The sequence below is a fragment of the Longispora sp. NPDC051575 genome, from assembly GCF_040681875.1.
In the GTDB taxonomy this organism is placed as follows: Bacteria; Actinomycetota; Actinomycetes; order Mycobacteriales; family Micromonosporaceae; genus Longispora.
The window spans coordinates 474,832-498,861 of sequence record NZ_JBFAZP010000003.1; the positions used below are offsets into that span (position 1 = coordinate 474,832).

The 24,030-nt window shown below is 74.7% G+C and carries 23 protein-coding genes; 13 read left to right on the top strand and 10 right to left on the bottom strand.

The features are described 5' to 3' along the window. Positions 1-104: 104 nt before the first annotated feature. The 3 genes from AB0M43_RS09695 to xylA form a co-directional block, all read right to left on the bottom strand. Positions 105-377 carry a GlsB/YeaQ/YmgE family stress response membrane protein gene (locus AB0M43_RS09695; protein WP_363722832.1) on the bottom strand — a complete coding sequence of 91 codons (273 nt, stop codon included), beginning with the start codon at positions 375-377 and terminating at the stop codon, positions 105-107. Between the two features lie 411 nt (positions 378-788). Continuing rightward, on the bottom strand, positions 789-2,198 hold the full coding sequence (gene xylB / locus AB0M43_RS09700; protein ID WP_363722834.1) for a xylulokinase: 1,410 nt from the start codon (positions 2,196-2,198) through the stop codon (positions 789-791). Continuing rightward, positions 2,195-3,475 (bottom strand): xylose isomerase, encoded by a 1,281-nt coding sequence (xylA, locus tag AB0M43_RS09705; RefSeq protein ID WP_363722836.1) that lies wholly within the window; start codon positions 3,473-3,475, stop codon positions 2,195-2,197. The genes xylB and xylA overlap by 4 nt, the downstream gene beginning before the upstream one ends. A gap of 76 nt (positions 3,476-3,551) precedes the next feature. Here xylA and AB0M43_RS09710 point away from each other — a divergent pair, with 76 nt between their 5' ends. Both AB0M43_RS09710 and AB0M43_RS09715 read left to right on the top strand, forming a co-directional pair. Then, entirely contained in the window at positions 3,552-4,769 is a 1,218-nt protein-coding gene (locus AB0M43_RS09710) for an ROK family transcriptional regulator (protein ID WP_363722838.1), read from the top strand. Positions 4,770-4,832: 63 nt separating this feature from the next. Next, positions 4,833-5,339: a GNAT family N-acetyltransferase gene (locus AB0M43_RS09715; protein ID WP_363722840.1), complete on the top strand. Its 507-nt coding sequence runs from the start codon at positions 4,833-4,835 to the stop codon at positions 5,337-5,339. A gap of 132 nt (positions 5,340-5,471) precedes the next feature. On the opposite strand, the gene AB0M43_RS09720 is transcribed toward AB0M43_RS09715, so the two are convergent. From AB0M43_RS09720 to AB0M43_RS09745, 6 genes are all read right to left on the bottom strand, one after another. After that, positions 5,472-6,704: a cytochrome P450 gene (locus AB0M43_RS09720; RefSeq protein WP_363722841.1), complete on the bottom strand. Its 1,233-nt coding sequence runs from the start codon at positions 6,702-6,704 to the stop codon at positions 5,472-5,474. Positions 6,705-6,877: 173 nt separating this feature from the next. Continuing rightward, entirely contained in the window at positions 6,878-7,153 is a 276-nt protein-coding gene (locus AB0M43_RS09725) for a hypothetical protein (RefSeq protein WP_363722843.1), read from the bottom strand. A 204-nt stretch (positions 7,154-7,357) separates the two neighbouring features. Continuing rightward, positions 7,358-9,712 (bottom strand): glycosyl hydrolase family 65 protein, encoded by a 2,355-nt coding sequence (locus AB0M43_RS09730; protein ID WP_363722845.1) that lies wholly within the window; start codon positions 9,710-9,712, stop codon positions 7,358-7,360. Beyond that, positions 9,709-10,422, bottom strand: coding sequence for a beta-phosphoglucomutase family hydrolase (locus AB0M43_RS09735; protein WP_363723334.1), 714 nt, complete (start codon positions 10,420-10,422; stop codon positions 9,709-9,711). Before AB0M43_RS09735 ends, AB0M43_RS09730 begins: the two co-directional genes overlap by 4 nt. Before the next feature lie 106 nt (positions 10,423-10,528). Continuing rightward, positions 10,529-11,152, bottom strand: a complete 624-nt coding sequence (locus tag AB0M43_RS09740; protein WP_363722847.1) for a hypothetical protein — start codon at positions 11,150-11,152, stop codon at positions 10,529-10,531. Between the two features lie 155 nt (positions 11,153-11,307). Then, complete coding sequence (locus AB0M43_RS09745; RefSeq protein WP_363722849.1) at positions 11,308-11,844, bottom strand: hypothetical protein; 537 nt, start codon at positions 11,842-11,844, stop codon at positions 11,308-11,310. Between the two features lie 91 nt (positions 11,845-11,935). Here AB0M43_RS09745 and AB0M43_RS09750 point away from each other — a divergent pair, with 91 nt between their 5' ends. From AB0M43_RS09750 to AB0M43_RS09785, 8 genes are all read left to right on the top strand, one after another. Next, the gene (locus AB0M43_RS09750) at positions 11,936-13,030 is read left to right on the top strand and encodes a histidine kinase (RefSeq protein ID WP_363722851.1); all 1,095 of its coding nucleotides are present in this window, start codon (positions 11,936-11,938) and stop codon (positions 13,028-13,030) included. 59 nt (positions 13,031-13,089) lie between these two features. Beyond that, positions 13,090-13,728, top strand: a complete 639-nt coding sequence (locus AB0M43_RS09755) for a response regulator transcription factor (RefSeq protein WP_363723336.1) — start codon at positions 13,090-13,092, stop codon at positions 13,726-13,728. 343 nt (positions 13,729-14,071) lie between these two features. Then, positions 14,072-14,845, top strand: a complete 774-nt coding sequence (locus AB0M43_RS09760; RefSeq protein WP_363722853.1) for a 2,3-dihydro-2,3-dihydroxybenzoate dehydrogenase — start codon at positions 14,072-14,074, stop codon at positions 14,843-14,845. Positions 14,846-14,872: 27 nt separating this feature from the next. Then, positions 14,873-16,051 carry an isochorismate synthase gene (locus tag AB0M43_RS09765; protein ID WP_363722855.1) on the top strand — a complete coding sequence of 393 codons (1,179 nt, stop codon included), beginning with the start codon at positions 14,873-14,875 and terminating at the stop codon, positions 16,049-16,051. Then, positions 16,041-17,594 carry a (2,3-dihydroxybenzoyl)adenylate synthase gene (locus AB0M43_RS09770; protein WP_363722857.1) on the top strand — a complete coding sequence of 518 codons (1,554 nt, stop codon included), beginning with the start codon at positions 16,041-16,043 and terminating at the stop codon, positions 17,592-17,594. Before AB0M43_RS09765 ends, AB0M43_RS09770 begins: the two co-directional genes overlap by 11 nt. Then, a complete protein-coding gene (locus tag AB0M43_RS09775; protein ID WP_363722859.1) occupies positions 17,579-18,187 on the top strand; it encodes an isochorismatase family protein in 609 nt (202 codons plus the stop codon). Before AB0M43_RS09770 ends, AB0M43_RS09775 begins: the two co-directional genes overlap by 16 nt. Next, a complete protein-coding gene (locus AB0M43_RS09780) occupies positions 18,184-18,387 on the top strand; it encodes a phosphopantetheine-binding protein (protein ID WP_363722861.1) in 204 nt (67 codons plus the stop codon). Before AB0M43_RS09775 ends, AB0M43_RS09780 begins: the two co-directional genes overlap by 4 nt. Then, complete coding sequence (locus AB0M43_RS09785) at positions 18,384-19,412, top strand: 3-deoxy-7-phosphoheptulonate synthase (protein WP_363722863.1); 1,029 nt, start codon at positions 18,384-18,386, stop codon at positions 19,410-19,412. The genes AB0M43_RS09780 and AB0M43_RS09785 overlap by 4 nt, the downstream gene beginning before the upstream one ends. A gap of 297 nt (positions 19,413-19,709) precedes the next feature. Here AB0M43_RS09785 and AB0M43_RS09790 read toward each other — a convergent pair whose 3' ends face one another. After that, complete coding sequence (locus AB0M43_RS09790) at positions 19,710-20,714, bottom strand: ABC transporter substrate-binding protein (RefSeq protein WP_363722865.1); 1,005 nt, start codon at positions 20,712-20,714, stop codon at positions 19,710-19,712. A 122-nt stretch (positions 20,715-20,836) separates the two neighbouring features. Between AB0M43_RS09790 and AB0M43_RS09795 the strand changes: the two genes are divergently transcribed. Genes AB0M43_RS09795 through AB0M43_RS09805 form a run of 3 tightly spaced genes read left to right on the top strand, consistent with a single transcriptional unit; the run spans position 20,837 to position 23,831 of the window. Then, a complete protein-coding gene (locus tag AB0M43_RS09795) occupies positions 20,837-21,883 on the top strand; it encodes an iron ABC transporter permease (RefSeq protein ID WP_363722867.1) in 1,047 nt (348 codons plus the stop codon). Further along, positions 21,880-22,989: an iron chelate uptake ABC transporter family permease subunit gene (locus AB0M43_RS09800; RefSeq protein ID WP_363722869.1), complete on the top strand. Its 1,110-nt coding sequence runs from the start codon at positions 21,880-21,882 to the stop codon at positions 22,987-22,989. The genes AB0M43_RS09795 and AB0M43_RS09800 overlap by 4 nt, the downstream gene beginning before the upstream one ends. Continuing rightward, entirely contained in the window at positions 22,989-23,831 is an 843-nt protein-coding gene (locus tag AB0M43_RS09805) for an ABC transporter ATP-binding protein (RefSeq protein ID WP_363722871.1), read from the top strand. Before AB0M43_RS09800 ends, AB0M43_RS09805 begins: the two co-directional genes overlap by 1 nt. The last annotated feature ends 199 nt before the right edge of the window (positions 23,832-24,030 follow it).

Genomic DNA, 24,030 nt, shown 5'->3' on the forward strand with positions numbered 1-24,030 from the left:
GCCCGGCGTGCGGAGGGTCGTCGGCATCCGGCGTGTCCGCCAGCCGTTGGCACGGCGAGCGCGGCTCCGGTTCAGGCGACCTTCGCGCGGTACCGGCAGGGAGGTCAGCGCCCGGCGCGCCTGGTGGAGACCGCCACCGCGAGGGCTACGCAGCCGGCGGCGAGCACCAGTTGGGCGACGACCTCGACCGGCGACACGCTCCGGGTGTCCGCGAGGCCCAGGCCCCGGACGATCACCGTGCCGATCACCGCCGCGAAGGCCCCGATCAGCATGGTCACCCAGGTCGGGGCGTACCGGTGGCCCGGTAGCACCAGGCGCTCCACCACGCCGACGACGATGCCGACGAGCAGTGCGGACAGGACTGCGGCCAGGGTCACGGGTCCGCCTTTCCGGCATGGAGCACGGGAGGGGCTCCGCTGGTGTGGCGTGGGGGCCCGAGGGCCCGGTACCCGTCAGTGCCGCTGGGCAAACAAGCCGCCCGTGGGCCGAGCCTCCCGTGACGCTCGGGTCTGGATCCCCACAAGCCGTCCGTGGGCCAGGCCCCGTGGCGCGCGGGCCTGGATTCTGCGCCGGCCGTCCAGTCCTCCGTTCCATCCGGGTTGGGATCCCATAAGCCGTCGTGCCGGCCCACGCCACCCGGTCCCGCACACCTCCCGGTCTGCCTGTGCAACCCGGGTCCGGATTTCACACGCGTTCCCTGGCCTCGGTCTTCTCGTGCCGCTGGAACGGGGGTCCCTGCAGGTCTTCCGTGCACGCGTCGCCCGGGATCCGGGTTGGATTCTGGTGGGTCAGCCGAGGTCGCGGACCCCCGCGTACCGGTGCCGGACGTCCGGGGTGGGGTCCGCCTCGTAGTGCCGGGAGCCGTGGTCCGGCCAGGACGGTGCGGCCGGGGCCCCGGACAGGGTCCACGCCGCCTGCCGGGCCGCGCCGACCGCCACGTACTCCCCCGGGGTGGGCACGACGACCGGCCGGCCGAGGACGGCGGGAGCGATCCGGCGGACCGCCTCGGACGCCGCCCCGCCGCCGGTCAGGAGTACCCGGTCCACCCGGACCCCGCACCCGACCAGGGCGTCGAGCGCGTCGGCCAGTCCGCACAGCATGCCCTCGACGGCGGCGCGGCCCAGGTGCGCGGGGGTGGCGGTGGCCAGGGTCAGGCCGTGCACGGTGCCGGTGGCGTGCGGGCGGTCGGGGGTGCGTTCGCCTTCGAGGTACGGGACGAGGACCAGGCCGCCGGCCCCGGGTGGGGCGGACAGCGCCAGGTCGGAGAGTGTGGTGTGGTCGACACCGAGGAGGGTGCCTGCGGCGTCGAGGACCCTGGCGGCGTTGAGGGTGCAGACCAGGGGCAAGTGCCGGCCGGTGGCGTCGGCGAACCCGGCGACGGCCCCGGACGGGTCGGCGGTCGGGGTGTCGGAGACGGCGAACGCGGTGCCGGACGTGCCGATGGAGACGACTACGTCGCCGGGGCGGGCGCCCAGGCCCAGGGCCGCCGCCGCGTTGTCGCCGGTGCCCGGGCCGAGCAGGATCCCGGGACGGAGCAGGAACTCGGGAGGGAACGGCCCGGATCCCGTATACCCCGGGGACCCCGTCGGCCCCAGGACCCGGGGCAGCGCCGGCACGTGCCCCAGAGCCAGGGCCACCAGGTCGGGCCGGTAGCCGCCGGTCGCGGCGGAGTAGTACCCGGTGCCGCTCGCGTCGCCCCGGTCCGTGGTGAGCTCCGCCCGGCCGCCGAGCCGCCAGGTGAGCCAGTCGTGCGGCAGGCAGACGGCGGCGGTGCGGCGGGCCGCTGCGGGTTCGTGTTCGGCGAGCCAGCGGAGTTTCGTGACGGTGAACGAGGCGACCGGCACGCTGCCGACGGCGTCGGCCCAGGCGGCCGGTCCGCCGAGTTCGGCCACCAGGTCGCGGGCGGCGTCGGCGGACCGGGTGTCGTTCCACAGCAGCGCGGGGCGGACCACGTCGCCGGAGTCGTCCAGGCACACCATGCCGTGCTGCTGCGCGGCGACGGCCACCGCCGCGCAGTCGTCGAGGCCGCCGGCGGCGCGGACCGCCCGGTCCAGGGCCGCCCACCAGGCGTCTGGGTGGACCTCGGTGCCGTCCGGGTGCGGGGCCCGGCCCGACCGGACCACCGCCCCCGTGTCGGCGTCCACGACGAGGACCTTGCAGGACTGGGTGGAGGAGTCGACCCCGGCGACGAGGGTCATCGCGCGCCGAGCAGGTGTTCGACGGCGAGCTGTTCGAGCTGGGTGTAGGCGTACCCCCCGAGTGCGGTCTTGTCCGGGTCGAAGTCCTCCCAGGCTGTGCGGTCGGCGAGCAGGTCGGCGGCGGTCTCGCCGGGGTGGAGGGTGGGGACGGCCAGTTCGGGGACGCGGCTGGCGGCGAGGGCGGCGCGCACCTCGGGGTCGGCGCGGAAGGCGCGGGCGCGTTCGCGGAGCAGGAGGTAGGTGCGCATGTTGGCGGCGGCGGAGGCCCAGACGCCGGCGGTGTCCTCGGTGCGGCCGGGCTTGTAGTCGAAGTGCCGGGGGCCGTCGTAGACCGGGCCGCCCGACGTGACGCCGACGCCGTCGCCGCCCTGGCCTGCGGGCGTTCCGACCGGCCCGCCAGCGTCACCAGGCACAGACACCGGCACCGCCGCCCCACCCAGCCCCCCATGCTCCAACAGATCCACCAGGAAGAACGCGCTCAACACATCCCCGTGCCCGAACACCAGGTCCTGGTCGAACCGGATCCCCCGCTGCCCGTTGAGGTCGATGTGGAACAGTTTCCCCTGCCAGAGGGCCTGCGCCACCCCGTGCACGAAATTCAGCCCGGCCATCTGCTCGTGGCCGACCTCCGGGTTCACGCCGACCATCGCGTGGTGTTCCAGGGTCGACGCGAACGCCAGGGCGTGCCCGATCGTGGGCAGCAGGATGTCGCCGCGCGGCTCGTTGGGCTTGGGTTCCAGGGCGAACCGCATGCCGTAGCCGCGTTCGACGGTGTAGGCGGCGAGGGTGTCGAGGGCCTCGCGGTACCGGTCGAGGGCCGCCCCGACGTCCTTGGCCGCGTCGGTCTCCGAGCCCTCCCGGCCGCCCCAGAACACGTAGGTGTGCGCGCCGAGTTCGGCGGCGAGGTCGAGGTTGCGCATGACCTTGCGGAGCGCGTACCGCCGGACGCCGCGGTCGTTGCTGGTCAGCGCGCCGTCCTTGAACACCGGGTGGGTGAACAGGTTCGTGGTGGCCATCGGCACGACGAGGCCGGTGGCGTCGAGGGCCTTGCGGAACCGGGCGATGTGCCCGAAGCGGTCGGCGTCGGTGCTGCCGAACGGGACGAGGTCGTCGTCGTGGAACGTGATCCCGTACGCGCCGAGGTCGGCGAGGCGGTGCACGGTCTCGGCCGGGTCGAGGGCCGGGCGGGTGGCGTCGCCGAACGGGTCGCGGGCCTGCCAGCCGACGGTCCACAGGCCGAACGAGAACTTGTCCCCCGGTGTCGGTTCCAGTGCCATGACGACCTCCGAATTAGTTTAGACTCCCAACTTAAGTCGGGCGCTGGTCGGTGTCAACGGCCGCTAGAGTGGGCCCGTGATCACCCACCAGTCCGTGCCCCGGCCGGCCGACGTCGCCGATGTCCGGACGACCAACCTGGTGGTGGTCCTGCGGTTCGTCCGCGCGCACTCCCCCTGCTCCCGGGCCGACATCGCCGCCGCGACCGGGCTGAACAAGGCCACCGTCTCCAGTCTGGTCACCGATCTGCTCGACCGCAGGCTGCTCCGCGAGACCGGGGTGACGGAGAACCGGATCGGCCGGCCGGCGACGATGCTGGTCGTCGACGGCAGCCCCTACGCGGCGGTCGGGATGGAGATCAACGCCGACTACCTGGCGGCCGTCGCGGTCGACGTGGGCGGGCGGCGGCTGCTGTCCTGGCGCCGGGCCTTCGACGGCACGGGCGGGCCGGCCCGGGGCACGGCGGCGCTGGCCGCGCTGGCCCGGCGGGTGGTCGCGCGGCTGTCCGCCGACGGGCGGCGGGTGCTGGGGGTGACGGTCGGGGTGCCGGGGCTGGTCGACGCGGCCGGCGTCGTGCGCGTCGCGCCGAACCTCGGCTGGCACGACGTGGACCTGCGCGCCGATCTGCACCGGGCGCTCGGCGGCGCGGTCGACGTGCTGGTCGACAACGACGCGAACCTGGGCGTGGCCGCCGAGCACCGCTACGGGCCGCACGCCGGCACCCCCGACCTGGTGTACCTGACCGGCGAGGTCGGCATCGGCGCCGGCATCATCGCCGGGGGCCGGCCGCTGCGCGGTTTCCGGGGCTACTCGGGGGAGATCGGCCACGTGCCCGTCGTGCCGGACGGCCCCCGGTGCGGGTGCGGGCGGCGCGGATGTCTGGAGTCCGTGGTGGGGCTGGCGGCGCTGATCGGGGCTGCGGGCGACGGGCCGCCGCCGACGCCGGAGCACCTGACGACGGCCGTGGACGACCTGGCGACCCGGGCCGGGGCGGGTGACCGGCAGGTGCTGGCCGCCCTGGAGCTGTCCGGCACCCGGCTGGGCCTCGGCCTGTCGGTGCTCGCGAACCTCCTCAACCCCGAGAAGATCGTGCTCGGCGGGTACTACGTGCCCCTCGCCCCCTGGCTGCTCCCCGCCGCCCGCGCGGAACTCGGGTCGGGCGTGCTCGCACCGGACGCGGGCGGGGCGGTGCTGACCGCGTCCACCCTCGGGCACAGCGCGGCGGCGCTCGGCGGCGCGGCCCGGGTCCTCGACCTGGTCGACGCGGGCCGGATCCCGCTGCTCGACCCGGCCTGACCGGCGCCCCGGGCGGGCGGAAATTCCCGGACCCACACACCCTCCGACGGGTACGGTGCGCCCATGATCCAACTCGAGCGGCTCCGCCCCGACCACGCCCCGGCGCTGCTCGCCTTCGAGCGCGCGAACCGGGCGTACTTCGCCGCGTCCATCCCCGACCGGGGCGACGGGTACTTCGCCCGGTTCGACGAGCGGCACGCCGCGCTCCTGGCCGAGCAGGCCGACGGGCTGATCGCCTTCCACGTGCTGGTGGACGGGTCGGGCGCGGTCCTGGGCCGGGTGAACCTGGTCGACATCGCCGACGGCGCGGCCGAACTCGGCTACCGGATCGCCGAGCGGGCCGCCGGCCGGGGCCTGGCCACGACGGCCGTCCGCGAGGTGTGCGCCCTGGCCGCCGACGGGTACGGGCTGGCGGAGCTACGGGCCGTCACCACACTCGACAACGCGGGCTCCCGCTCCGTCCTGACCCGCAACGGGTTCGTCCCCACCGGGGAGCTGGTCGTGGACGGCCGCGCCGGACTCAGTTACGCCCGGAAGCTGGTACCCGGCGGGGGCGGCCCGGTCGGGTAGGCGGCCGCGCCGCCTGCGGCTCGGCGACATCCGGACGCGGCCCGGCCGCACGGGGCCCGACGCACCCGCCCCTGAGGCCCAGGTGGCCGTCGCGGGGCCCGGCCCGTCTCCGCCGCGCGAGCCCCGCCCGGGTCAGCCCAGGGTGATCGGTAGCGAGCGGTAGCTGGGGATCAGGAGGGAGTTGTCGAGCACCGGGTCGGGCCCGATCGCCAGGTCCGGGAACCGCCGCAGGAGCCGGGGCAGCGCGAGCACCCCCTCGCTGCGGGCCAGCGCCGCGCCGAGGCAGTAGTGCGGGCCGATCCCGAAGCTGATCGGGTGGTTGTCGGGCCGGTCGGGGTCGAACGCGTCCGGGTCGGCGAACCGCGCCGGGTCCCGGTTCGCGGCGCCCAGCAGCACCAGCGCCGTGTACCCTGCGGGCACCGTCACCCCGTGGAACTCCACGTCCTCGGCGACGGCCCGGCTGACGAACTGCACGGGGCTGACGAACCGCAGGATCTCCTCCACGTACGCCGGCGCGGTGGCCGGATCGTCGCGGAGCCGGGCGGCGTGCGCGGGCCGGGCCAGGAGCTGGACCAACCCGTGCGCGATCATCGGCGTGGTGGTGGCGAACGCCGCGTTGTAGGTGACCACCAGGTTGTGGGCGAGTTCGAGGTCGGTGACGTCGTGGCCGCCGGCGGCGCCCTGTTCGAGGATGCCGCTGATGATCCCGCCGTCGGGTTCGTTCCGGAGCTGTTCGATGAGGTCCAGGTAGTAGCCGACGAGTTCGCGGGCGGCGGTGTTGGCGGCGGAGAACACCACCGGGTCGTGGCCGCGCGGGCTGAGCGCGTCGTTGATCAGGTTGGCGCGGGGCGGGATCTGGTCCCAGTGCCGTTCGGGGATGCCGAACAGCCGGCCGACGACTCCGGCGGGTACCCGGTAGGCGAACTCGGTCATGAGGTCCAGCGTGGCGCCGTCGGCGGCGTTCCTGGCCATCCGGTCGCAGACGGTGTCGACCAGGTCGGCGATGGCCGGTTCGAGGTCGGCGACCCGCCGGGGGGTGAACACCGACTGGAAGAGCCTGCGGAACCGGGTGTGTCCCGGCCCGTTGGCGAACATCATCGAGCCGGTGAGGGTGGTGAGCAGGTCGTGGTCGCGCCAGCCGGGCTGGAGCCGGTCGAGCCGGGTCGCGTCGGAGTTGCGGAACCGGGGGTCGCGGAGCACCTCGTTGACGGCCGCGTGGCCGTGCACGAGCGCGCGGACCGACGGGTGCGCGTCGGGGCCGACCGCGGCGACGGGGCCGTGCGCGTGCAGGGCCGAGTACAGCGGGAACGGGTCGTCGCAGCCGGCCGGGGAGAGGAGTTCCCGCACCACGTCTTGTATGTCCATAGTGGACCCCCATGGGATGAGGGAGCCCCGGTGCGCCTGAGCGCACCGGGGCTCACGTTTCCGACATTCCGCCGGAGCGAGTTCCAGGTTATCCGGATCCGTCCACGCGCGGGATGCCCGTGTGGCGGAACCCCGGAAGGTGAGCCTCTTGTGAGACCCGCCCGCCGGCCGGCCTAGAAGTCGACGTTGTTCCAGGCTCCGTTGCTGCACGCGCCCGCGCCGAGGCCCAGGCCGAGGATGCCCACGCCGATCCCGCACACGTTGATCGGCGCCTGCACGACGAAGTAGAACTGGTTGCCGTTGCCGACGCCGTGGTTGCCGATCGAGATCTGCCACACGCCCGCGCCCTCGGGGCTGTGGTCCGCCGCGTGGGCCGGGACCGCGCCAGCGCCCACAATGGCCGCTGACAACATCGCGACGCCGATACCCTTGCTGATCCACCGCTTCATGACAGTTACACCTTCCACGATCACGTTGGAATAACAGGTGGGTGTTACCGAAACAGCTTTACACAGCCATGACGTATCGGGATCCTTTATGGAAAAAAGCCATTCTTCGTGTACTCGGCAAGAAATGTTCATTGCGGCACTTGAATGGCAATAGCACTCGTACAAGAATGTCCATCCCGTTATGTCCTTAACAGGACAAACCGCCTAGCCCCGGGCGTGCCGGGCGGCGGGGGTCCGGCCGGCGGGCTGGCGCACCGGGGCCGGCGTCGGGATCCCCGGCACGGGCAGGGTGCGGGGCTCCCCCGCGCGCAGGTCCACGGTCTCGCCGTGGTGGCGCAGTTCGACGGCCTCCCCGGCGCGCAGGGTGTAGGTCGCCGCGTCGGGTCCGATGTCGACGTGCAGCCGGCGCTTCCCGAGCGAGAGCGTGAACGCCAGGCGGGTCAGGGCGGCGGGCAGCCGGGGCGCGAAGCTCGGTACGGGGCCGACCTGGCGGAGGCCGCCGAACCCGGCGACCAGCGCGATCCAGCTGCCGGCCAGGGACGCCATGTGCAGGCCGTCGCGGGTGTTGTGCTCCAGGTCGTCGAGGTCCATCAGCGCGGCCTCGCCCAGGTAGTCGTAGGCGAGGTCGAGGTGGCCGGTCTCGGCGGCCAGCACGGCCTGGGTGCACGCCGACAGGGAGGAGTCGCGCACGGTCAGGGCCTCGTAGTAGGCGAAGTTGCGGGCCTTCTGGGCGGCGGTGAACGCCGCGGGGAACAGCTGCATGGCCAGTACCAGATCGGCCTGTTTGACGACCTGTTTGCGGTACAGGTCGAAGTACGGCACGTGCAGCAGCAACGGGTAGCGCTCCGCGCCGAACGCCGCGAAGTCGAACGCCTGGTGCCCGGTGAAGCCCTCGGACTGCGGGTGCACGCCCAGCGCCTCGTCGTACGGCACGGTCATCGTCTCCGCCGCCGCGCGCCAGGCGTCGGCCTCCGCCGCGTCGACGCCCAGGTCGGCGGCGCGCGACGGGTGGCTGGCCACCCCGTCGGCGGCGGCGAGCAGGTTCTGGCGGGCCATCAGGTTGGTGTACACGTTGTTGTCGGCCACGGCGCTGTACTCGTCCGGCCCGGTCACCCCGTCGATCCGGAACCGGCCGCGCGCGTCGTGGCAGCCCAGGGAGCGCCACATCCGGGCGGTGGCCACCAGCAGGTCGAACCCGGCGCCGTGCGCGAACTCCCGGTCCCCGGTCACGTCGCAGTGCCGGATCACGGCGGCGGCGATGTCGGCGCCCAGGTGGAAGGCGGCGGTGCCGGCGGGCCAGTACGCGGAGCACTCCCGGCCGGCGATGGTGCGCCACGGGAACACGGCGCCGCGCAGGCCGAGCTGGGCGGCGCGTTCCTCGGCCAGGTGCAGGGTGTCGTGCCGCCACTGGAGGGCGTGCCGGGCGGCCTGGGGCACCGCGTAGTCGAGGACGGGCAGCACGAACATCTCGGTGTCCCAGAAGGCGTGCCCGTCGTAGCCGGGACCGGTCAGGCCCTTGGCGGCGATGGCCCGGCCCTCCCCGCGCGCCCCGGCCTGCAGCAGGTGGAACAGCGCGAACCGCACGGCCTGCTGGATCTCGTCGTCGCCGTGCACCTCGACGTCGGCCCGCTCCCAGAAGTCGTCGAGGTACCCGCGCTGCTCGGCCAGCAGCCGGTCCCAGCCGATCCGGACGGCCGCCACCAGCGCCGCCTCCACCTGACCCCGCACACCGGGCAGCGAGCGGACCCGGGACCAGCCGTAGGCGACGAACTTGGTGAACGTCAGGCGCTCCCCCGGCTGGAGCAGGGCGGTCGCGGTCCACCGGCCGAGATCGGGCCGGCTGTCGGTACTGGTGGCCAGGTCGGCCGGCTCCTCGACCACGTGGTCCATGCCCGCGACGACGAGCAGGTCCGTGTTGCGGGTCCGGTGCGCCAGGACGGCCCGCGCGCCGTCGTGGGTGTGCTCCTCCGGCCGCAGCGGGTCGCGCAGGACGGCGGCGGCCCGGGGGTCGGCCACGGCGGCCGGCATCTCCTCGTTGGCGACCAGTTCGGACTGCACGACGATCCGGGCCGGGCCGCCGAGCGCCTCGACCTCGTAGCGGACCGCCGCCACGGCGCGCTGGGTGAACGACACCACCCGGGTCGCGCGGACCCGCACGGTGCGGCCGGCGGGGGACGTCCACTCGGCGGTCCGGGTCAGGGTGCCGGCCCGGAAGTCGAGGCAGCGTTCGTGCTCGCGCAGCTCGCCGTACCGGATGTCGAAGGGTTCGTCGTCGACGAGCAGCCGGATCAGCTTGCCGTTGGTGACGTTCAGGACGGTGTCGCCCGCCTCGGGATAGCCGTAGCCGGCCTCCGCGTACGGCAGCGGGCGGGACTCGTGCACGCCGTTGAGGTAACTGCCGGGCAGCGCGTGCGGCTCGCCCTCCTCCAGGTTCGCCCGCCAGCCGATGTGCCCGTTGGCCAGGGCGAACACGGATTCGGACTGGGCCAGGACGTTCAGGTCCAGGCCGGTCTCGCGCAGCCGCCACGGTTCGACCTGGTAGCCGGGTTGCTCGATCATGACGGCAGCAGCCCGGCGAGGTCGGTCACGACGGTGTCGGCCCCGGCGGCGCGCAGGTCGGCGCCCTGCCCGACCCGGTCCACCCCGACGACGTAGCCGAACGCCCCGGCCCGGCCCGCTTGGACCCCGGCGAGGGCGTCCTCGAACACAGCCGCCGCGTGCGGGGCCACGCCCAGCTCCCGCGCGCCCTCCAGGTACGTGTCCGGCGCGGGTTTGCCCGCCAGGCCGCGTTCCGCCGCGACCACGCCGTCGATCCGCGCGTCGAACAGGTCGGTGATGCCCGCCGCCGCCAGGACGTCGCGGCAGTTCGTGCTCGCCGACACGACGGCAGTGCGCAGGCCGGCGGCGCGGACCGCGCGCGCGTAGCGCACCGAGCCCTCGTACGCGGTCACGCCGTCGGTGCGCAGCCGGCGCAGGACCAGGTCGTTCTTGCGGTCGCCGAGCGCGCGGACCTGCTCCTCGTCGAGGGTGACGCCCCGGGAGGCGAGGAACGCGCGGGTGCCGTCGGCGCGGATCCGGCCGTCCACGTACCGGTCGTAGTCGGCGACGGGGTCGAAGGGCACGAACGGTTCGCCGGTGGTGCGGGCGCGCTCGGCCAGGTACCCGTCGAAGAGGTCCTTCCAGGCCGCCGCGTGCACCGTCGCGGTCATGGTCAGCACGCCGTCGAGGTCGAACAGGCAGACCCGGATGTGGGCGGGCAGGCCGACCAGCTCCGGATTCGCGGGGTCGCTCCCTGGCATCGAAGTCCTCCCGCCGCGCCGACACACCGAGCCTATGCGACGTACCCGCTCACGGCGCCCGGAAACCCGGGGCCGGTCAGGCCTGGGCGGTCGGGTGCAGGAGCGGCCGGTAGCCGGCGGCGAGGACGGCCGTGGTCACCGGCGGGGTGAGCACCTCCACCGGCTCGGCGGACGGCACGGGCTCCGCCGGCAGGTACCCGTCGAAGGTCCACGGGGCGAACCGGCCGGCCGCGACCAGTCCCACCCGGTCGTGCCGGCGGACGAGCACCCCGTCCGGCAGCGTCCCGAAGGCCGCGCCCCGGGTCCGCTGCCGGCGGGTGCGCGGCTCGACCCGTTCCGCGTGCAGCCGCGCGTCCATCTCGACCGCCTTCGGCGGGGCGGCCAGGCCCTCGGCGCTGCGCCAGAGTTCGGCGTAGGAGGTGTACTCGGCGCGGCGGCAGTAGGCGCACGGGCGGTGGCCGGCGGCGAGGGCGGTGGCCTCGTCGAGGAAGAACAGGGCCGTCCACCGGCCGGGCGGCATCGGGTCGCGCCGCCAGCCCCGCCACTCCAGGACGCAGCAGATCCAGAGCTTCGACCGCCAGCGGGTCACGCCGAGCCGGCGGTCGGGGCCGTGCAGGCAGCCCCGGTTGCCGGTCAGCAGGCCCCGGGCGTCGACGGCGAGGATCTCGCCGGTGGGGGCGACCCGGTTCTGCAACGTCATCGGACCATCGTGCACCGGGGTGGGCGGGCGGGGAAGGGGGACGCGCCCGGGGCCGGTGGGGGCTCCGGCACGGGTGGTGCTCCGGCGGGAGCAAGGGCCTCGCGCGGGTCGGTGCCCGGCGCGGGTGGGTGCCCCGGCGGCACCGGGCGCCGCCGTCAGCGGCGTTCCCGCTTCGGGAAGACGGTGTAGCTCGCCGCCCACACGAACCCGATCGCGGCCACCACGCCCATCTTGCCCAGCCACGCGCTCAGCGCCGCCGTCCGGGAGGCGTCCCCGACGTAGCCGATGGCCAGGGCCAGGAGTCCGGCGGCGATCCCGCAGGCGAGGGCCAGCTTGGCGAACTCGCGCCACTCGTACAGGGCCCGGCCGGTGCCGTACCTCGGGGGCTTCACCGGGGGCGGACCGCCGGCGAACCGGTACGCGAAGCGCTGGTCGGCCCAGCGGACCATCGAGTGCCCGAAGGCGACGGAGAAGCCCAGGTACACCGCCGCCAGGCCGTGCTGCCAGCCGGCCTTGCCGCCACCGTGCAGGTCGACGGCCGTGGCGGTCAGCAGCCCGAGGTCGATCACGGGGGCGGCGAGGAGCAGGGCGGCGCCGGTGCGGGGCATCCGGAACACGTAGCGGACCACGAGCCCGCTGAGCAGGGACACCACGAACAGCACCTCGCCGATGGCGAGAAACGCGAGAACCATGATCCTATTCTCGGTACGCGGGGCGCCCGGGGCCTCCCCCGGCGTGGTGAACCCGGGGTACATCCTTCGGCGTACCCCTAGTGTGTGGGTCGTGAAGAGGCGTGATCTGTGGACCGCGGCGACCGTGGCGGTGGTCGGCACGGCGCTGTGGGCGTCCGGCGCCTACGACGGCCGCACCGATCCCGCCTGGCTGCTCCTGGTGCCGCTGGCCGCGATGGTCGTGGCGGTCGCCCTGGGCCGGGCCGCCCCGGTGCCGGCCGTGCTGCTGGGGACCGTCGCGGTGGCCGCCGACCAGGCGCTCGGCCCGTCGCTGGCCACGGTGCTCGCCTTCACCCAGGTGCTCTACGACGCGACCGTGCACGGCCCGCGCCGGCTGCCCCGGATCCTGCTCTGGGCGGGGGTGGTCGTGGCCGCCGGCGCGGCCGTCGTGGCGGTGGCCGTCACCGGGGAGCTGCGGGCCGCCGTGGTCGGGGTGACCTCGGCCCTGGTCCTGGTCGTGCCGGTGGAGACGGGGCAGATCGTCCGCCAGCACCGCGCCGAGGCCGCCGCCGAACGGGAACGCACCGCGCAGGTGGCCCGGCTGGCGGAACTCGACCACCGGCACGCCGTGCACGCCGAACGGTCCCGGATGGCCCGCGAGCTGCACGACGTCGTCGCCAACCACCTGTCCGTCATCGCCCTGCACGCCACCGGGGGCCTGGCCCTGCCCCCGGAGAACACGGAGGCGACCCGCAGGGCGCTCGGGGTGGTGCGGGAGAACGCCGTGGCCGGGCTCGCCGAGATGCGCCAGCTCGTGGCGGTGCTGCGCGAGGAACCCGGCGACCTGGTCGTGCCGGGGCTCGACGGCCTGCCCGCGCTCGTCGACCGGGCGGGCGGGACCCTGCGCGCCGAGGGGACGGCGCGCCGACTGCCGGTGACCGTGGAGTTCGCCGCGTACCGGATCGTGCAGGAGTCCCTGACCAACGCGCTCAAGCACGCCGGGTCGGCCCCCGCGACGGTCGCCGTGACGTACCTGCCGGACGCGGTGCGGGTCGAGGTGACCAATCCGCTCGGCGCGTCGGCCGGGGTACCGTCCGGGGGCGCGGGCCTCGTCGGCATGCGCGAACGGGCGTCGCTGCTGGGGGCGGCGTTCGCGGCGGGACCGGAGGGGGACGCGTGGCGGGTGCTGGTGGAGTTTCCGACGTGACCGGGGCGACGGGGGCGACCGGGACGGCCGGCGCGGGTGCGGCTGCCGGCGGATCCGGCGTGATCCGGGTCGTGCTCGCCGACGACCAGCCGGCGGTGCGCGCGGGCCTGGCCCTGGTGCTGTCCGCCGCGCCCGACATCGAGGTGGTGGGCGAGGCCGGCGACGGGGAGCAGGCCGTGGCGCTGGCCACCCGGCTCGCCCCCGACGTGGTGGTGATGGACGTCCGGATGCCCGTGCTCGACGGGATCGCCGCGACCCGCCGGCTCGTCGGGATCGCCGACGTGCTGGTGCTGACGACGTTCGACCTCGACGAGTACGTGTTCGGCGCGCTGCGGGCCGGCGCGGCCGGGTTCCTGCTCAAGGACACCGACGCGGCCGGGCTGATCGGCGCCGTCCGGCTCGTGGCGCGCGGCGAGGGCCTGATCGACCCGCAGGTGACCCGGACCCTGATCGCGGCCTTCGCCCGGCGCGCGGCTCCCCCGCCGTCCACGGTGCTCGACGCCCTGACGGCCCGGGAGCGCGAGGTACTGGCCGGGCTGGCCGGCGGGCTGTCCAACGCCGACCTGGGCGCGCGGCTGTCGATCACGGAGGCGACGACGAAGGTGCACGTCAGCCGGGTCCTGGCCAAGCTCGGGCTGCGCAGCCGGGTACAGGCGGCGGTGCTGGCCCAGGAGCTGGGCGTGCCGCCGCTGGGCTAGGCGGGCCGGGCGGCCGTCCGATCCCTCGGGCACCCCGCCCGCCGCCGTACCCGGATCCGTTGTCCCGCACGGGTTCCGGCGGCTCGCGGCAACCCGACCCTGACCCTGCCGAAACCCGACTGTGACGTGGCCCAACTCATACCGGGCGGAGAAGTCCGAGTCGTGCGGATAAATCGCCGCAATCTCACCCGGTGATCCCGCAGCCCGGCCGGACGGTGATCAACTCGGCGAACCGACCCCTTGACGGCGCACCGTTAGGCAAGGCTAGCCTAACCACACGGCCCGACCGGCCGTCGGTCCCGCGTGGACGTCGCCGAGCACCCCACGGCAGGACGGAACAGCCATGCACCCAGGAATCAGCGACCGGCACGCCCTGGTGACCGGGGCGGGCCACGGCATCGGCGCCGCCGTCGCCCGCGCCCTCCTCGGTTCCGGGGCGCGCGTCACGGCCACCGACGTCGACCCGGCCGCGCTGGGCGCCCTCGCCGACGAGCTGGGCCCGGGGTTGCGGACCCACGTGGCCGACGTCGCGGACCCGGCCGCCGTGGAGGCCGCCTTCGTGGCCGGCGAGGCCGCGCACGGCCCCCTGGACATCCTGGTCAACGTGGCCGGCGTGCTCCGCCCGGGCCGGGTGGTCGACTGCTCCGACGAGGACTGGGCCGCCACGTTCGCCGTCAACGCCACCGGGGTGTTCCACGCCTGCCGGTCCGCCGCGCGCCGGATGGTCGCCCGCCGCTCCGGGGCGATCGTGACCGTGGCCTCCAACGCGGCCGGGGTGCCCCGCGCGGGGATGGCCGCGTACGCCGCCTCCAAGGCCGCCGCCGCCATGTTCACCAAGTGCCTCGGCCTCGAACTCGCCGGGCACGGGATCCGGTGCAACGTCGTCGCTCCGGGCTCCACGGACACCCGGATGCAGCGCGACCTGTGGGCCGACGAGCACGGGGCCGACGCCGTCGTGGCCGGCGACCTGGGGACGTACCGGGTGGGCATCCCGCTCGGCCGGATCGCCGCACCGTCCGACGTGGCCGACGCGGTGCTGTTCCTGGCGTCCGACGCGGCCCGGCACATCACGATGCACGACCTGTACGTCGACGGCGGCGCGACCCTGCGTGCCTGACCGGATCCGCTGCTAAGGAGTTCTGCTGTGACGACGTTGACCGCACCCGGGGCGGCGGAGCTGCTCGCCCGGTACCGGGAGGGCGCGTTCTTCTTCGCCTCACCCTCGGGCTCGCTGCTCACCGAGGGCACGCACGTGACCGTGCCGCACTCGCTGCGCCCCGCCGGCCTGGCGGACCTGCCGGGCCGGCTCGCCGCCGTCCTGGACCTCGCGGCGGCGAGCGGGCACCCCGATCCCGTGGTGGTGGGCGCGGTGCCGTTCGACCACGACGCGGCCGCCCGGCTGGTGGTGCCCGAGCGGGTGCTCCGGGGCGGCACCGTGCCGGCCGGGCTGGGCCTGGTCGGCGGGGACACGAGGTGGACGGTCACCCCGGTGCCGGCCCCCGAGTCGTACGCGGCCGCCGTCGCCGACGCCGTGCGCCGGTTGCGCGCCGGGGACCTCGACAAGGTGGTGCTGGCCCGCTCGCTGCGCCTGACCTCCCCCGTGCCGGTGCGGGTGCCCGGGCTGCTCGGCGCCCTGGCCCGCCGCGACCCGACCGGGTACAGCTTCGCGGCGGACCTCGGCGCCGGCCGGACCCTCGTCGGGGCCAGCCCGGAGCTGCTGGTGTCCCGGCGCGACGGTGCCGTGGTGGCCAACCCGCTCGCCGGTTCCGCGCCCCGGGCCGTCAACCCTGCCGAGGACGCGCGCCGGGCCCGGGCCCTGATCAACTCCGAGAAGGACCGGCACGAGCACAAGGTGGTGGTCGACGCCGTGGCCGCCGCCCTCGGCCCGCTGTGCGCGGACCTGGACGTGCCGGCCGCGCCGAGCCTGGTGCGGACCGCCGCGATGTGGCACCTGTCCACCCGGATCACCGGCCGCACCGACCGGTCCGCCACCGAACTCGCCGTCGCGCTGCACCCCACCCCGGCCGTGTGCGGCGCGCCCACGGCGGCGGCCCGCGCGCTGATCGCGGACCTGGAACCGTTCGACCGGGGCTTCTACACCGGCATGGTCGGCTGGGCGGACGCCCGGGGCGACGGCGAGTGGGTCGTCACCATCCGGTGCGGGGTGGCCGAGGGCGGGACGCTCACCGTGTACGCCGGGGCCGGCGTCGTCGCCGACTCCGACCCGATGGCCGAGCTCGCCGAGACCGCCGCCAAGTTCGGCACCCTGCTCGCCGCGCTCGGCGTGGACACCGCGCTGGAAGGGCTGTCCGATGTGGCCTGAGGACGCCGCCGCCCGGTACCGGGAGAAGGGCTACTGGCTCGGCGAGACGCTCGGGGACTTCCTCCGCGCGCGGGCGGCCAGGTTCGGGGCCCGCACCGCCGTGGTGGACGGCGCGCGCCGGACCAGCTACGCCGAACTCGACGCGCGGGCCGACCGGCTCGCCGCCGGGCTGGTGCGGTTCGGGATCGCGCGGGGCGACCGGGTCGTCGTCCAGCTGCCGAATGTCCTGGAGTTCTTCGATGTCGTGTTCGCGCTGTTCCGGATCGGGGCGCTGCCGGTGTTCGCGCTGCCGGTGCACCGGGCGACCGAGATCGGCTACTTCTGCGCGCACGCCGAGGCCCGGGCGTTCGTCACCGTGGACAGCCACGAGGGCTTCGACCACCGCGACCTCGGCGGCGGCGTGCCCACGATCGTCGTCGGCGAGCCCGGCCCGCACACGGCGCTCGCGGACCTCTACGACGAGCCGGTCCCCCTCGACGGCCCGGCGGCCGGGGACCTGGCGTTCCTCCAACTTTCCGGCGGCAGCACCGGGGTGCCCAAACTCATCCCGCGCACCCACGACGACTACCTGTACAGCGTGCGGGCCAGCGCCGACATCTGCGGGCTCACCACGGACAGCGTGTACCTGGTCGCGCTGCCCGTGGCGCACAACTACCCGCTGTCCTCCCCCGGCGTGCTGGGCGCGCTGCACGCCGGCTCCCGGATCGTGCTCGCGCCCCGGGCCGACCCGGACACCGCGTTCGGCCTGATCGAACGCGAGCGGGTCACCATCACCGGGGTCGTCCCGCCGCTGGCGATCATCTGGACGGACTCGGCGGCCCGGGCGGACTACGACCTGTCGAGCCTGGAGGTGTTGCAGGTCGGGGGCGCGAAGTTCAGCGCCGAGGCCGCGCGCCGGGTCGGCCCTGCGCTGGGCTGCGCGGTGCAGCAGGTGTTCGGCATGGCCGAGGGCCTGGTCAACTACACCCGCCTGGACGACCCGGAGGACATCGTGACGGGTACCCAGGGGCGGCCGATCTCCCCCGACGACGAGCTGCGGGTCGTCGACGAGGACGACGAGCCCGTGTGGCCCGGCGAGGTCGGCCACCTGCTGACCCGGGGCCCCTACACCATCCGGGGGTACTACCGGGCCGACGCCCACAACGCCCGCGCGTTCACCCGGGACGGCTTCTACCGCACCGGTGACCTGGTGCGCCTCACCGACGGCGGCTACGTCGTGGTCGAGGGCCGGGACAAGGACCAGATCAACCGGGGCGGGGAGAAGGTGGCCGCCGAGGAGGTGGAGAACCTGCTCCTGGCGCACCCGGCGGTCCTCGACGCGGCCGTAGTGGCCATGCCCGACCCGCTGCTGGGCGAGCGCAGCTGCGCGTACGTCATCGCGCGCGAGCCGGTGCGGGGTGCCGTGCTGCGCGCGCACGTCCGCGACCAGGGCCTCGCCGCGTTCAAGGTTCCCGACCGGGTCGAGTTCCTCGACGCGTTCCCGCTCACCCCGGTCGGCAAGGTGGACAAGAAGGCACTCCGACTGAGATGGGAAGACGCATAGTGGCACTGCCCGCCATCGCCCCGTACCCGCTGCCCACGGCAGGTGACCTGCCGGCCAACCGGGTCGGCTGGACCTTCGACCCCGACCGGGCCGTGCTGCTCGTGCACGACATGCAGAACTACTTCCTGGCCCCGTACGCCGGGGACCCGATCCCGCAGGTCGTCGACACCATCAACGAGCTGCGCGCCCTCGGGCTGCCGACCGTGTTCACCGCGCAGCCCGCCGACCAGGATCCCGCCGAGCGCCGGCTGCTCACCGACTTCTGGGGACCGGGGCCGACCGGGGACGTCTCGGTCCCGGCCGGCCTGGCGCCCGCGCCCGGGGACACGGTGCTGACCAAGTGGCGGTACAGCGCGTTCGTCCGCACGGAGCTGGCCGAGCTGCTCGGGGACCGCGACCAGCTGGTCGTCACCGGGATCTACGGGCACATCGGGGTGCAAGCCACGGCCGTGGACGCGTTCATGCGCGACATCCAGGTGTTCGTGGTCGCCGACGGGATCGCCGACTTCTCCGCCGGGCACCACCGCGACGCGCTCGCCTACCTCGCCGGGCGCTGCGCCCGGGTCGTCACCGCCAAGGAGCTGACCGGATGACCCTCGACGAACTCCGAACCCAGGTCAGCGACGTGCTGGGCGAGACGCCCGGGGACGACGAGAGCCTGATCGACGCCGGCCTGGACTCGATCCGGCTGATGTCCCTGATGGAGGTGTGGCGGGCCGACGGCCACCACGTCACGTTCCTCGACCTCGCCGACCAGCCCACGCTCGCCGGCTGGGCGAGGCTGCTGGCATGACCAGCACCGCCGAACGCCTGGTCAGCCCGGCCGTGCTCCGGGCGGCGGTCCCGGCCCCTGATCCCGAGGGGGTCGCCGGTCAGCGGGCCGCGATCGCCGCCGTGCTCGACGGGCGCGACCGGCGGCTGCTCGTCGTCGTCGGGCCGTGTTCGGTGCACGATCCGGACGCGGGGACCGAGTACGCCCGGCGGCTGGCCGCGCACGCCCGTACCGTCGAAGCGGATCTTCTGGTCGTGATGCGGGCCTATCTGGAGAAGCCGCGGACCGTGGTCGGCTGGACAGGCATGGTCAACGACCCCGGCCTGGACGGCTCCGGCGACCTCGACGCGGGGCTGAGCACCGCCCGCCGGTTCCTCGCCGGGGCGTCGGCGGCCGGGGTCCCGCTCGCCTACGAGTTCGTGGACCCGATGCTCGCCGGCTACCTGTCGGACCTGGTGTCCTGGGGCGCGATCGGCGCACGCACCGTGCAGAGTCAGCCGCACCGGCTGCTCGCGTCGGCGCTGCCGATGCCGGTCGGCTTCAAGAACCCCACCTCGGGGGATGTCCGGGGCGCGGTGCAGGCCGTGCAGGCCGCCGGGTCGGGGCACGTGTTCCCGGCGATGGGCGACGACGGCGAACCGACCGTGGTGCGCAGCGGCGGCAACCCGCACGGGCACGTCATCCTGCGCGGCGGCGACGCGACCGGCCCGAACTACGACGCGGACTCGGTCGGCCGGGCCCTGGACCTGCTGGACGCCGCCGGGCTGCCCCGCCGGGTGGTGGTGGACGCCTCGCACGGCAACAGCGGCAAGGACCACCACCGGCAGCGGGTCGTCCTGGCCGACCTGGCCGGGCAGGTGGCCGGCGGGTCGGCGGGGATCGCGGGCGTGATGGTGGAGTCCTTCCTGGAGGCGGGCGCCCAACCGATCGACAACCTTCCCCTGGTGTACGGGCGGAGCGTGACCGACGCGTGTCTGGGCTGGTCGGACACCGAGGAGGTCCTCGACGACCTGGCCCGCGCGGCCCGGGCCCGACGCCTGAGCTGAGCGACACCGGCCGTGGCCCCCTTTCCCGACCGGGAAGGGGGCCACGGTCCGTTCGGGGGTCCGGCCGATGAGCGGCCGGGCCGCGACCGGGGTCTGATCGGGTCAGGCCGCCGAGGTCGGGCCGCCCGGGCGGGTCCCGCCACGGGGCGCGGCACCGTCGCGATCCGTGGCCCGGGCGAGGTGGCAGCGGCCCACAGTGGATGTCGATCGCACCGACGACGGCGGCTCCGGCCCGGAACGCACGCGTCAGGGGGACCACTCCGAAGAGCGGTCCCCCTGGACGTCGGGCGGGGCGGATCAGGGGGCCTTGGCGACCTTGACCAGGTCCGGCACCACGTTGTCGATCAGGTACGGCACGCTCAGCGGGGTCGCGGTCCGCAGCGCGGAGAACTGCTCCTGCCGCAGCACCTGGTAAGCGTTGCGCTTCACCACGGTCAGGTTCTTGAACAGGGTGTTGCCCTCCAGCGCCGTCCTGAACGTGTCCTCGGTGTAGTAGACGAGCAGCACGTCGGTGTCGAGCACGCCCACCTTCTCCAGGCTGAGCTGCGCGGCGAACTCCTCACCGGGCAGCGCGGCCACGCCGGGGGCGAGGACCATGCCGAAGTCGTTGAGCATCTTCACGCCCGCGTCGTCCTTGGAGCGCAGCACGCCCACGGAGCCGGCCTCCCAGACCTGGGACACGGCGAACTTCCTGCCGACCAGTACCGGATGATCGGTCTTGACCTTCGCGATCTTGGCTTCGACGTCCTTGACGATCTTCTCGCCCTCGTCCACCTTGCCGACGGCCCTGGCGACCTGGCGCAACGTGACCTGCCAGGCGTCCTCGAAGTTGCCCTTCTCGAAGGCGGTGGTCGGCACCAGCCCGGCGTACTTGTCGTACTGGTCCTTGATGTAGTAGTCGCCGCCGGCCAGGATCAGGTCCGGCTTGAGGGCGAGGACCTCCTCGACCTTGTAACCGTTGTCGCCGGGGCTGAGCACCTTCGGCTGGCCGGTGATCTTCGGCTTGGCCCACGGGCTGATCCCGTCGGGGCCGGAGGACTCGGCGATGCCGACCGGCTGGATGCCGAGCAGCAGCAGGGCGTCGAGGTCCGCGTCCGACAGGGTGACGATCCGCTGCGGGGCCTTGTCGATGACCGTCTTGCCGAGCTTGTGCTCGACCGTCACCGGGTAGGCCGCCGACTTCGCCCCGGTGGCCTGGGCCTTGTCCTCGCTCTTGCCGCCGCACGCGGCGCCGAGGGTCGCGACCATCAGGGCGACGCCCAGGATTCCCACCCGACGGGCGATCCGTTCAGTACTCGTCAACGCACTCACGTTCCTCACAGGTTAGGTTAGGCAGGCCTAACCTAAGGGACGGCCCCGTGCTGCGCAATGGCGATGTGGTTAGGCTAACCTAAGCCATCCTTCACGGCCGAACAGGAGACCTCATGCCGCCACCCGCCGTGGTGTCGCGGACCCGGACCGCGCCCGCCCGACGGGGCCGGCGCGCCCGGACCAGCGGCCTCCTCGCGTTGCTGGCCGGCGTCGCACTCGCCGTCTGCCTCAGCCTCGCCCTCGGCGCCGAGGACCTCAGCCCGGCCGCCGTCTGGCACGCCCTCGTCTCCCCCGACGGCGGCGACCCGACCGCGATCGTCCGGGAACTGCGGCTGCCCCGCACCGTGCTCGGCGTCCTCGTCGGACTCGCCCTCGGCGTCGCCGGAGCTTTGATGCAGGGCCACACCCGCAACCCGCTCGCCGACCCCGGGCTGCTCGGCATCTCCGCCGGGGCCTCGTTCGCCGTGGTGGTCGGGATCAGCTTCTTCGGGGTCGGCGCGTTCGGCGGGCACATCTGGTTCGCGTTCGGCGGGGCGCTGCTGGCCAGCGTGGCCGTCCTCGGCGTCGCCGCCCGGCCCCAGGGCGGCCCCTCGCCGGTGACCATCACGCTCGCCGGGTTCGCGCTCAGCGCGCTGCTCGCGGCGTTCACCTCCGCGATCCTGCTCAGCGACAAGGCCAGCCTGAACCAGTTCCGGTTCTGGGTGGTCGGTTCGCTGTCGGGGCGCGACCTGGGGATCGCCGCGCAGGTCGCCCCGTTCATCGCCGTCGGGCTCGTGCTGGCGCTGGCCAACGCGCCCGCGCTCAACGCGCTCGGGCTCGGCGAGGACGTCGCCCGGGCCCTGGGCCGCAACGTGCTGGCCGCCCGGGTCGTCGGGGTGCTCGCCGTGATGCTGCTCGCCGGGGCCGCCACCGCCGCGTGCGGGCCGATCGGGTTCCTCGGGCTCGTCGTGCCGCACGCCGCCCGGTTCCTCACCGGACCCGACCACCGGTGGCTGGTGCCGTACTCGGCGCTGCTCGGGGTGATCGTGCTGCTCGCCGCCGACATCGCCGGCCGGCTGCTCGCCCGGCCGTCGGAGCTGCAGACCGGCATCGTGCTCGCCGTGCTCGGGGCCCCGCTGTTCATCGTGCTCGTCCGACGGATCCGGCTGGTGCGCCTGTGACCACGACCCCTGACGCTCCCGCGGCCACGACCACTGGTGCCGCCGGGACCACGACCCTCGCCCGCCGCCGGGTGCCGCACGCCGGGCTGGCGCCGGTCCGGGTCGGCCGGGTCTCCGGGCTCGTCCGGCTCCGGGCCGTCCTGGTCGGGCTGCTCGGCCTCGCGGGCCTGTGCGCCGCCGCCGTCGCCGGCATCGGGCACGGGGACTACCCGATGCACCCCGCCGACGTGGTGGACGTGCTGTTCGGCGGCGGCACGAAGATGGACCGGTACGTGGTCTTCGACCTCCGGCTGCCCCGGGTCCTCACCGGCGCCCTGGTCGGCCTCGCGCTCGGCCTCGCGGGCGCGCTCACCCAGACGGTCGCGCGCAACGCCCTGGCCAGCCCCGACGTCCTCGGCGTCACCCAGGGCGCGTCCGTCGGCGCGGTCGCCGTGGTCGTCCTGGGTGGGGCCGGGGCGGCGGTGAGCGTACCCGTCGCCGCCCTGCTCGGGGCCCTGGCCGCCGCCGTCGCCGTGTACGCGCTGGCCTGGCGGCGCGGGGTGCACGGCCACCGGTTCATCCTGATCGGCCTGGCCGTCGGCGAGGTGCTGTCCGGCCTGGTGTCCTACCTGCTGGTCCGGGCCGAGATCGTGGACGCCGCCAAGGCCACCATCTGGCTGAACGGCTCGCTGTCCAACCGGGACTGGTCGTCGGTCCGGCCGCTGGCGTTGAGCCTGTGCGTGCTGGTCCCGCTGGCGCTGGCCACCTCGTTCCCCACCCGCGCGCTCCAGTTCGGCGACGACACGGCCCGGGGGCTCGGCGTGCGCCTGCAACGCGCCCAACTCGTGGTGCTGCTCGCCGCCGTGGGGCTCGCGGCGGCGGCCACGGCCGCGGCCGGCCCGATCGGGTTCGTCGCGTTCCTCACCCCGCAGGTCGCGCTCCGGCTGGTCGGCGGGCCCAAGCCGCCCCCGCTGGTGTCGGCGGTCCTCGGCGCGTGCCTGCTGGTCACGGCCGACTTGGTCGCGCGCACCCTCACCCCGCACGAACTCCCCGCCGGGCTGGTGACCGCCGCCGTCGGCGCGCCGTACCTGCTGTGGCTGCTGACCCGAACCCGAAGGACCTCGTGATGACCGACTCCTCCCGGCTGCGCGCCCAGGGCCTGCGGCTGGCCTACGGCGACGTGCCGGTCCTCGACGGCCTCGACCTGGACGTCACCGACGGCGAGATCACCGCCATCGTGGGCCCGAACGGCTGCGGCAAGTCCACCCTGCTGCGCGCGCTGAGCCGCCTGCTGCGCCCCCAGGCCGGCCAGGTGCTGCTCGACGGCCGGCTGATCCACCAGACCCCGACCCGGCAGGTCGCCCGGGCGCTGGGCCTGCTCCCCCAGTCGCCGGTGGCGCCCGAGGGGCTGACCGTCGCGGACCTGGTGATGCGGGGCCGGCAGCCGCACCAGGCCTGGTTCCGGCAGTGGGGCGCCGACGACGAGGACGTGGTGGCCGAGGCCCTGGAGTGGACCGGGATGCTCGACCTCGCCGACCGGCCCGTGGACACCCTGTCGGGCGGCCAGCGGCAGCGGGCCTGGATCTCGATGGCCCTGGCCCAGGGCACCGACCTGCTGCTGCTCGACGAGCCGACCACGTTCCTCGACCTCGCCCACCAGCTCGACGTGCTCGACCTGGTCGGCCGGCTGCACCGGGAGCGGGGCCGCACCGTCGTGATGGTGCTGCACGACCTGAACCTCGCCGCCCGGTACGCGCACCGGCTGGTCGCGATGCGGGACGGCCGGATCGTCGCCTCCGGGCCACCGGCGGAGATCCTCACCCCCGAGCTGGTCGAGGACGTGTTCGGGGTGCGGGCGCTCGTGGTCACCGACCCGGCCGCCGGGACCCCGCTGGTGGTGCCGTTGGCGGGGCCGGCGGCGCAGGCGGCCGAGCGGGGCGCCGAGCAGCTCTCGCCGAAGGTCCACTGAAGACCATCAGAGGGGTACGGGCCGGCGCGTCGTCGGGTCCTTCGCGGGGGCGCGGTTCGCCGGTACCCGTCGATGTCTCTTCGTGGTCGTCGGGGTGGACGACCAGGGCGGTCCTCGGCTTCGACACCGCAACGCGGGGGCGCGGCGGCTGGTGCCGTCCGCGCCCCCGCGTTCTTGATGACGGCAGGCCCGTTCGCGA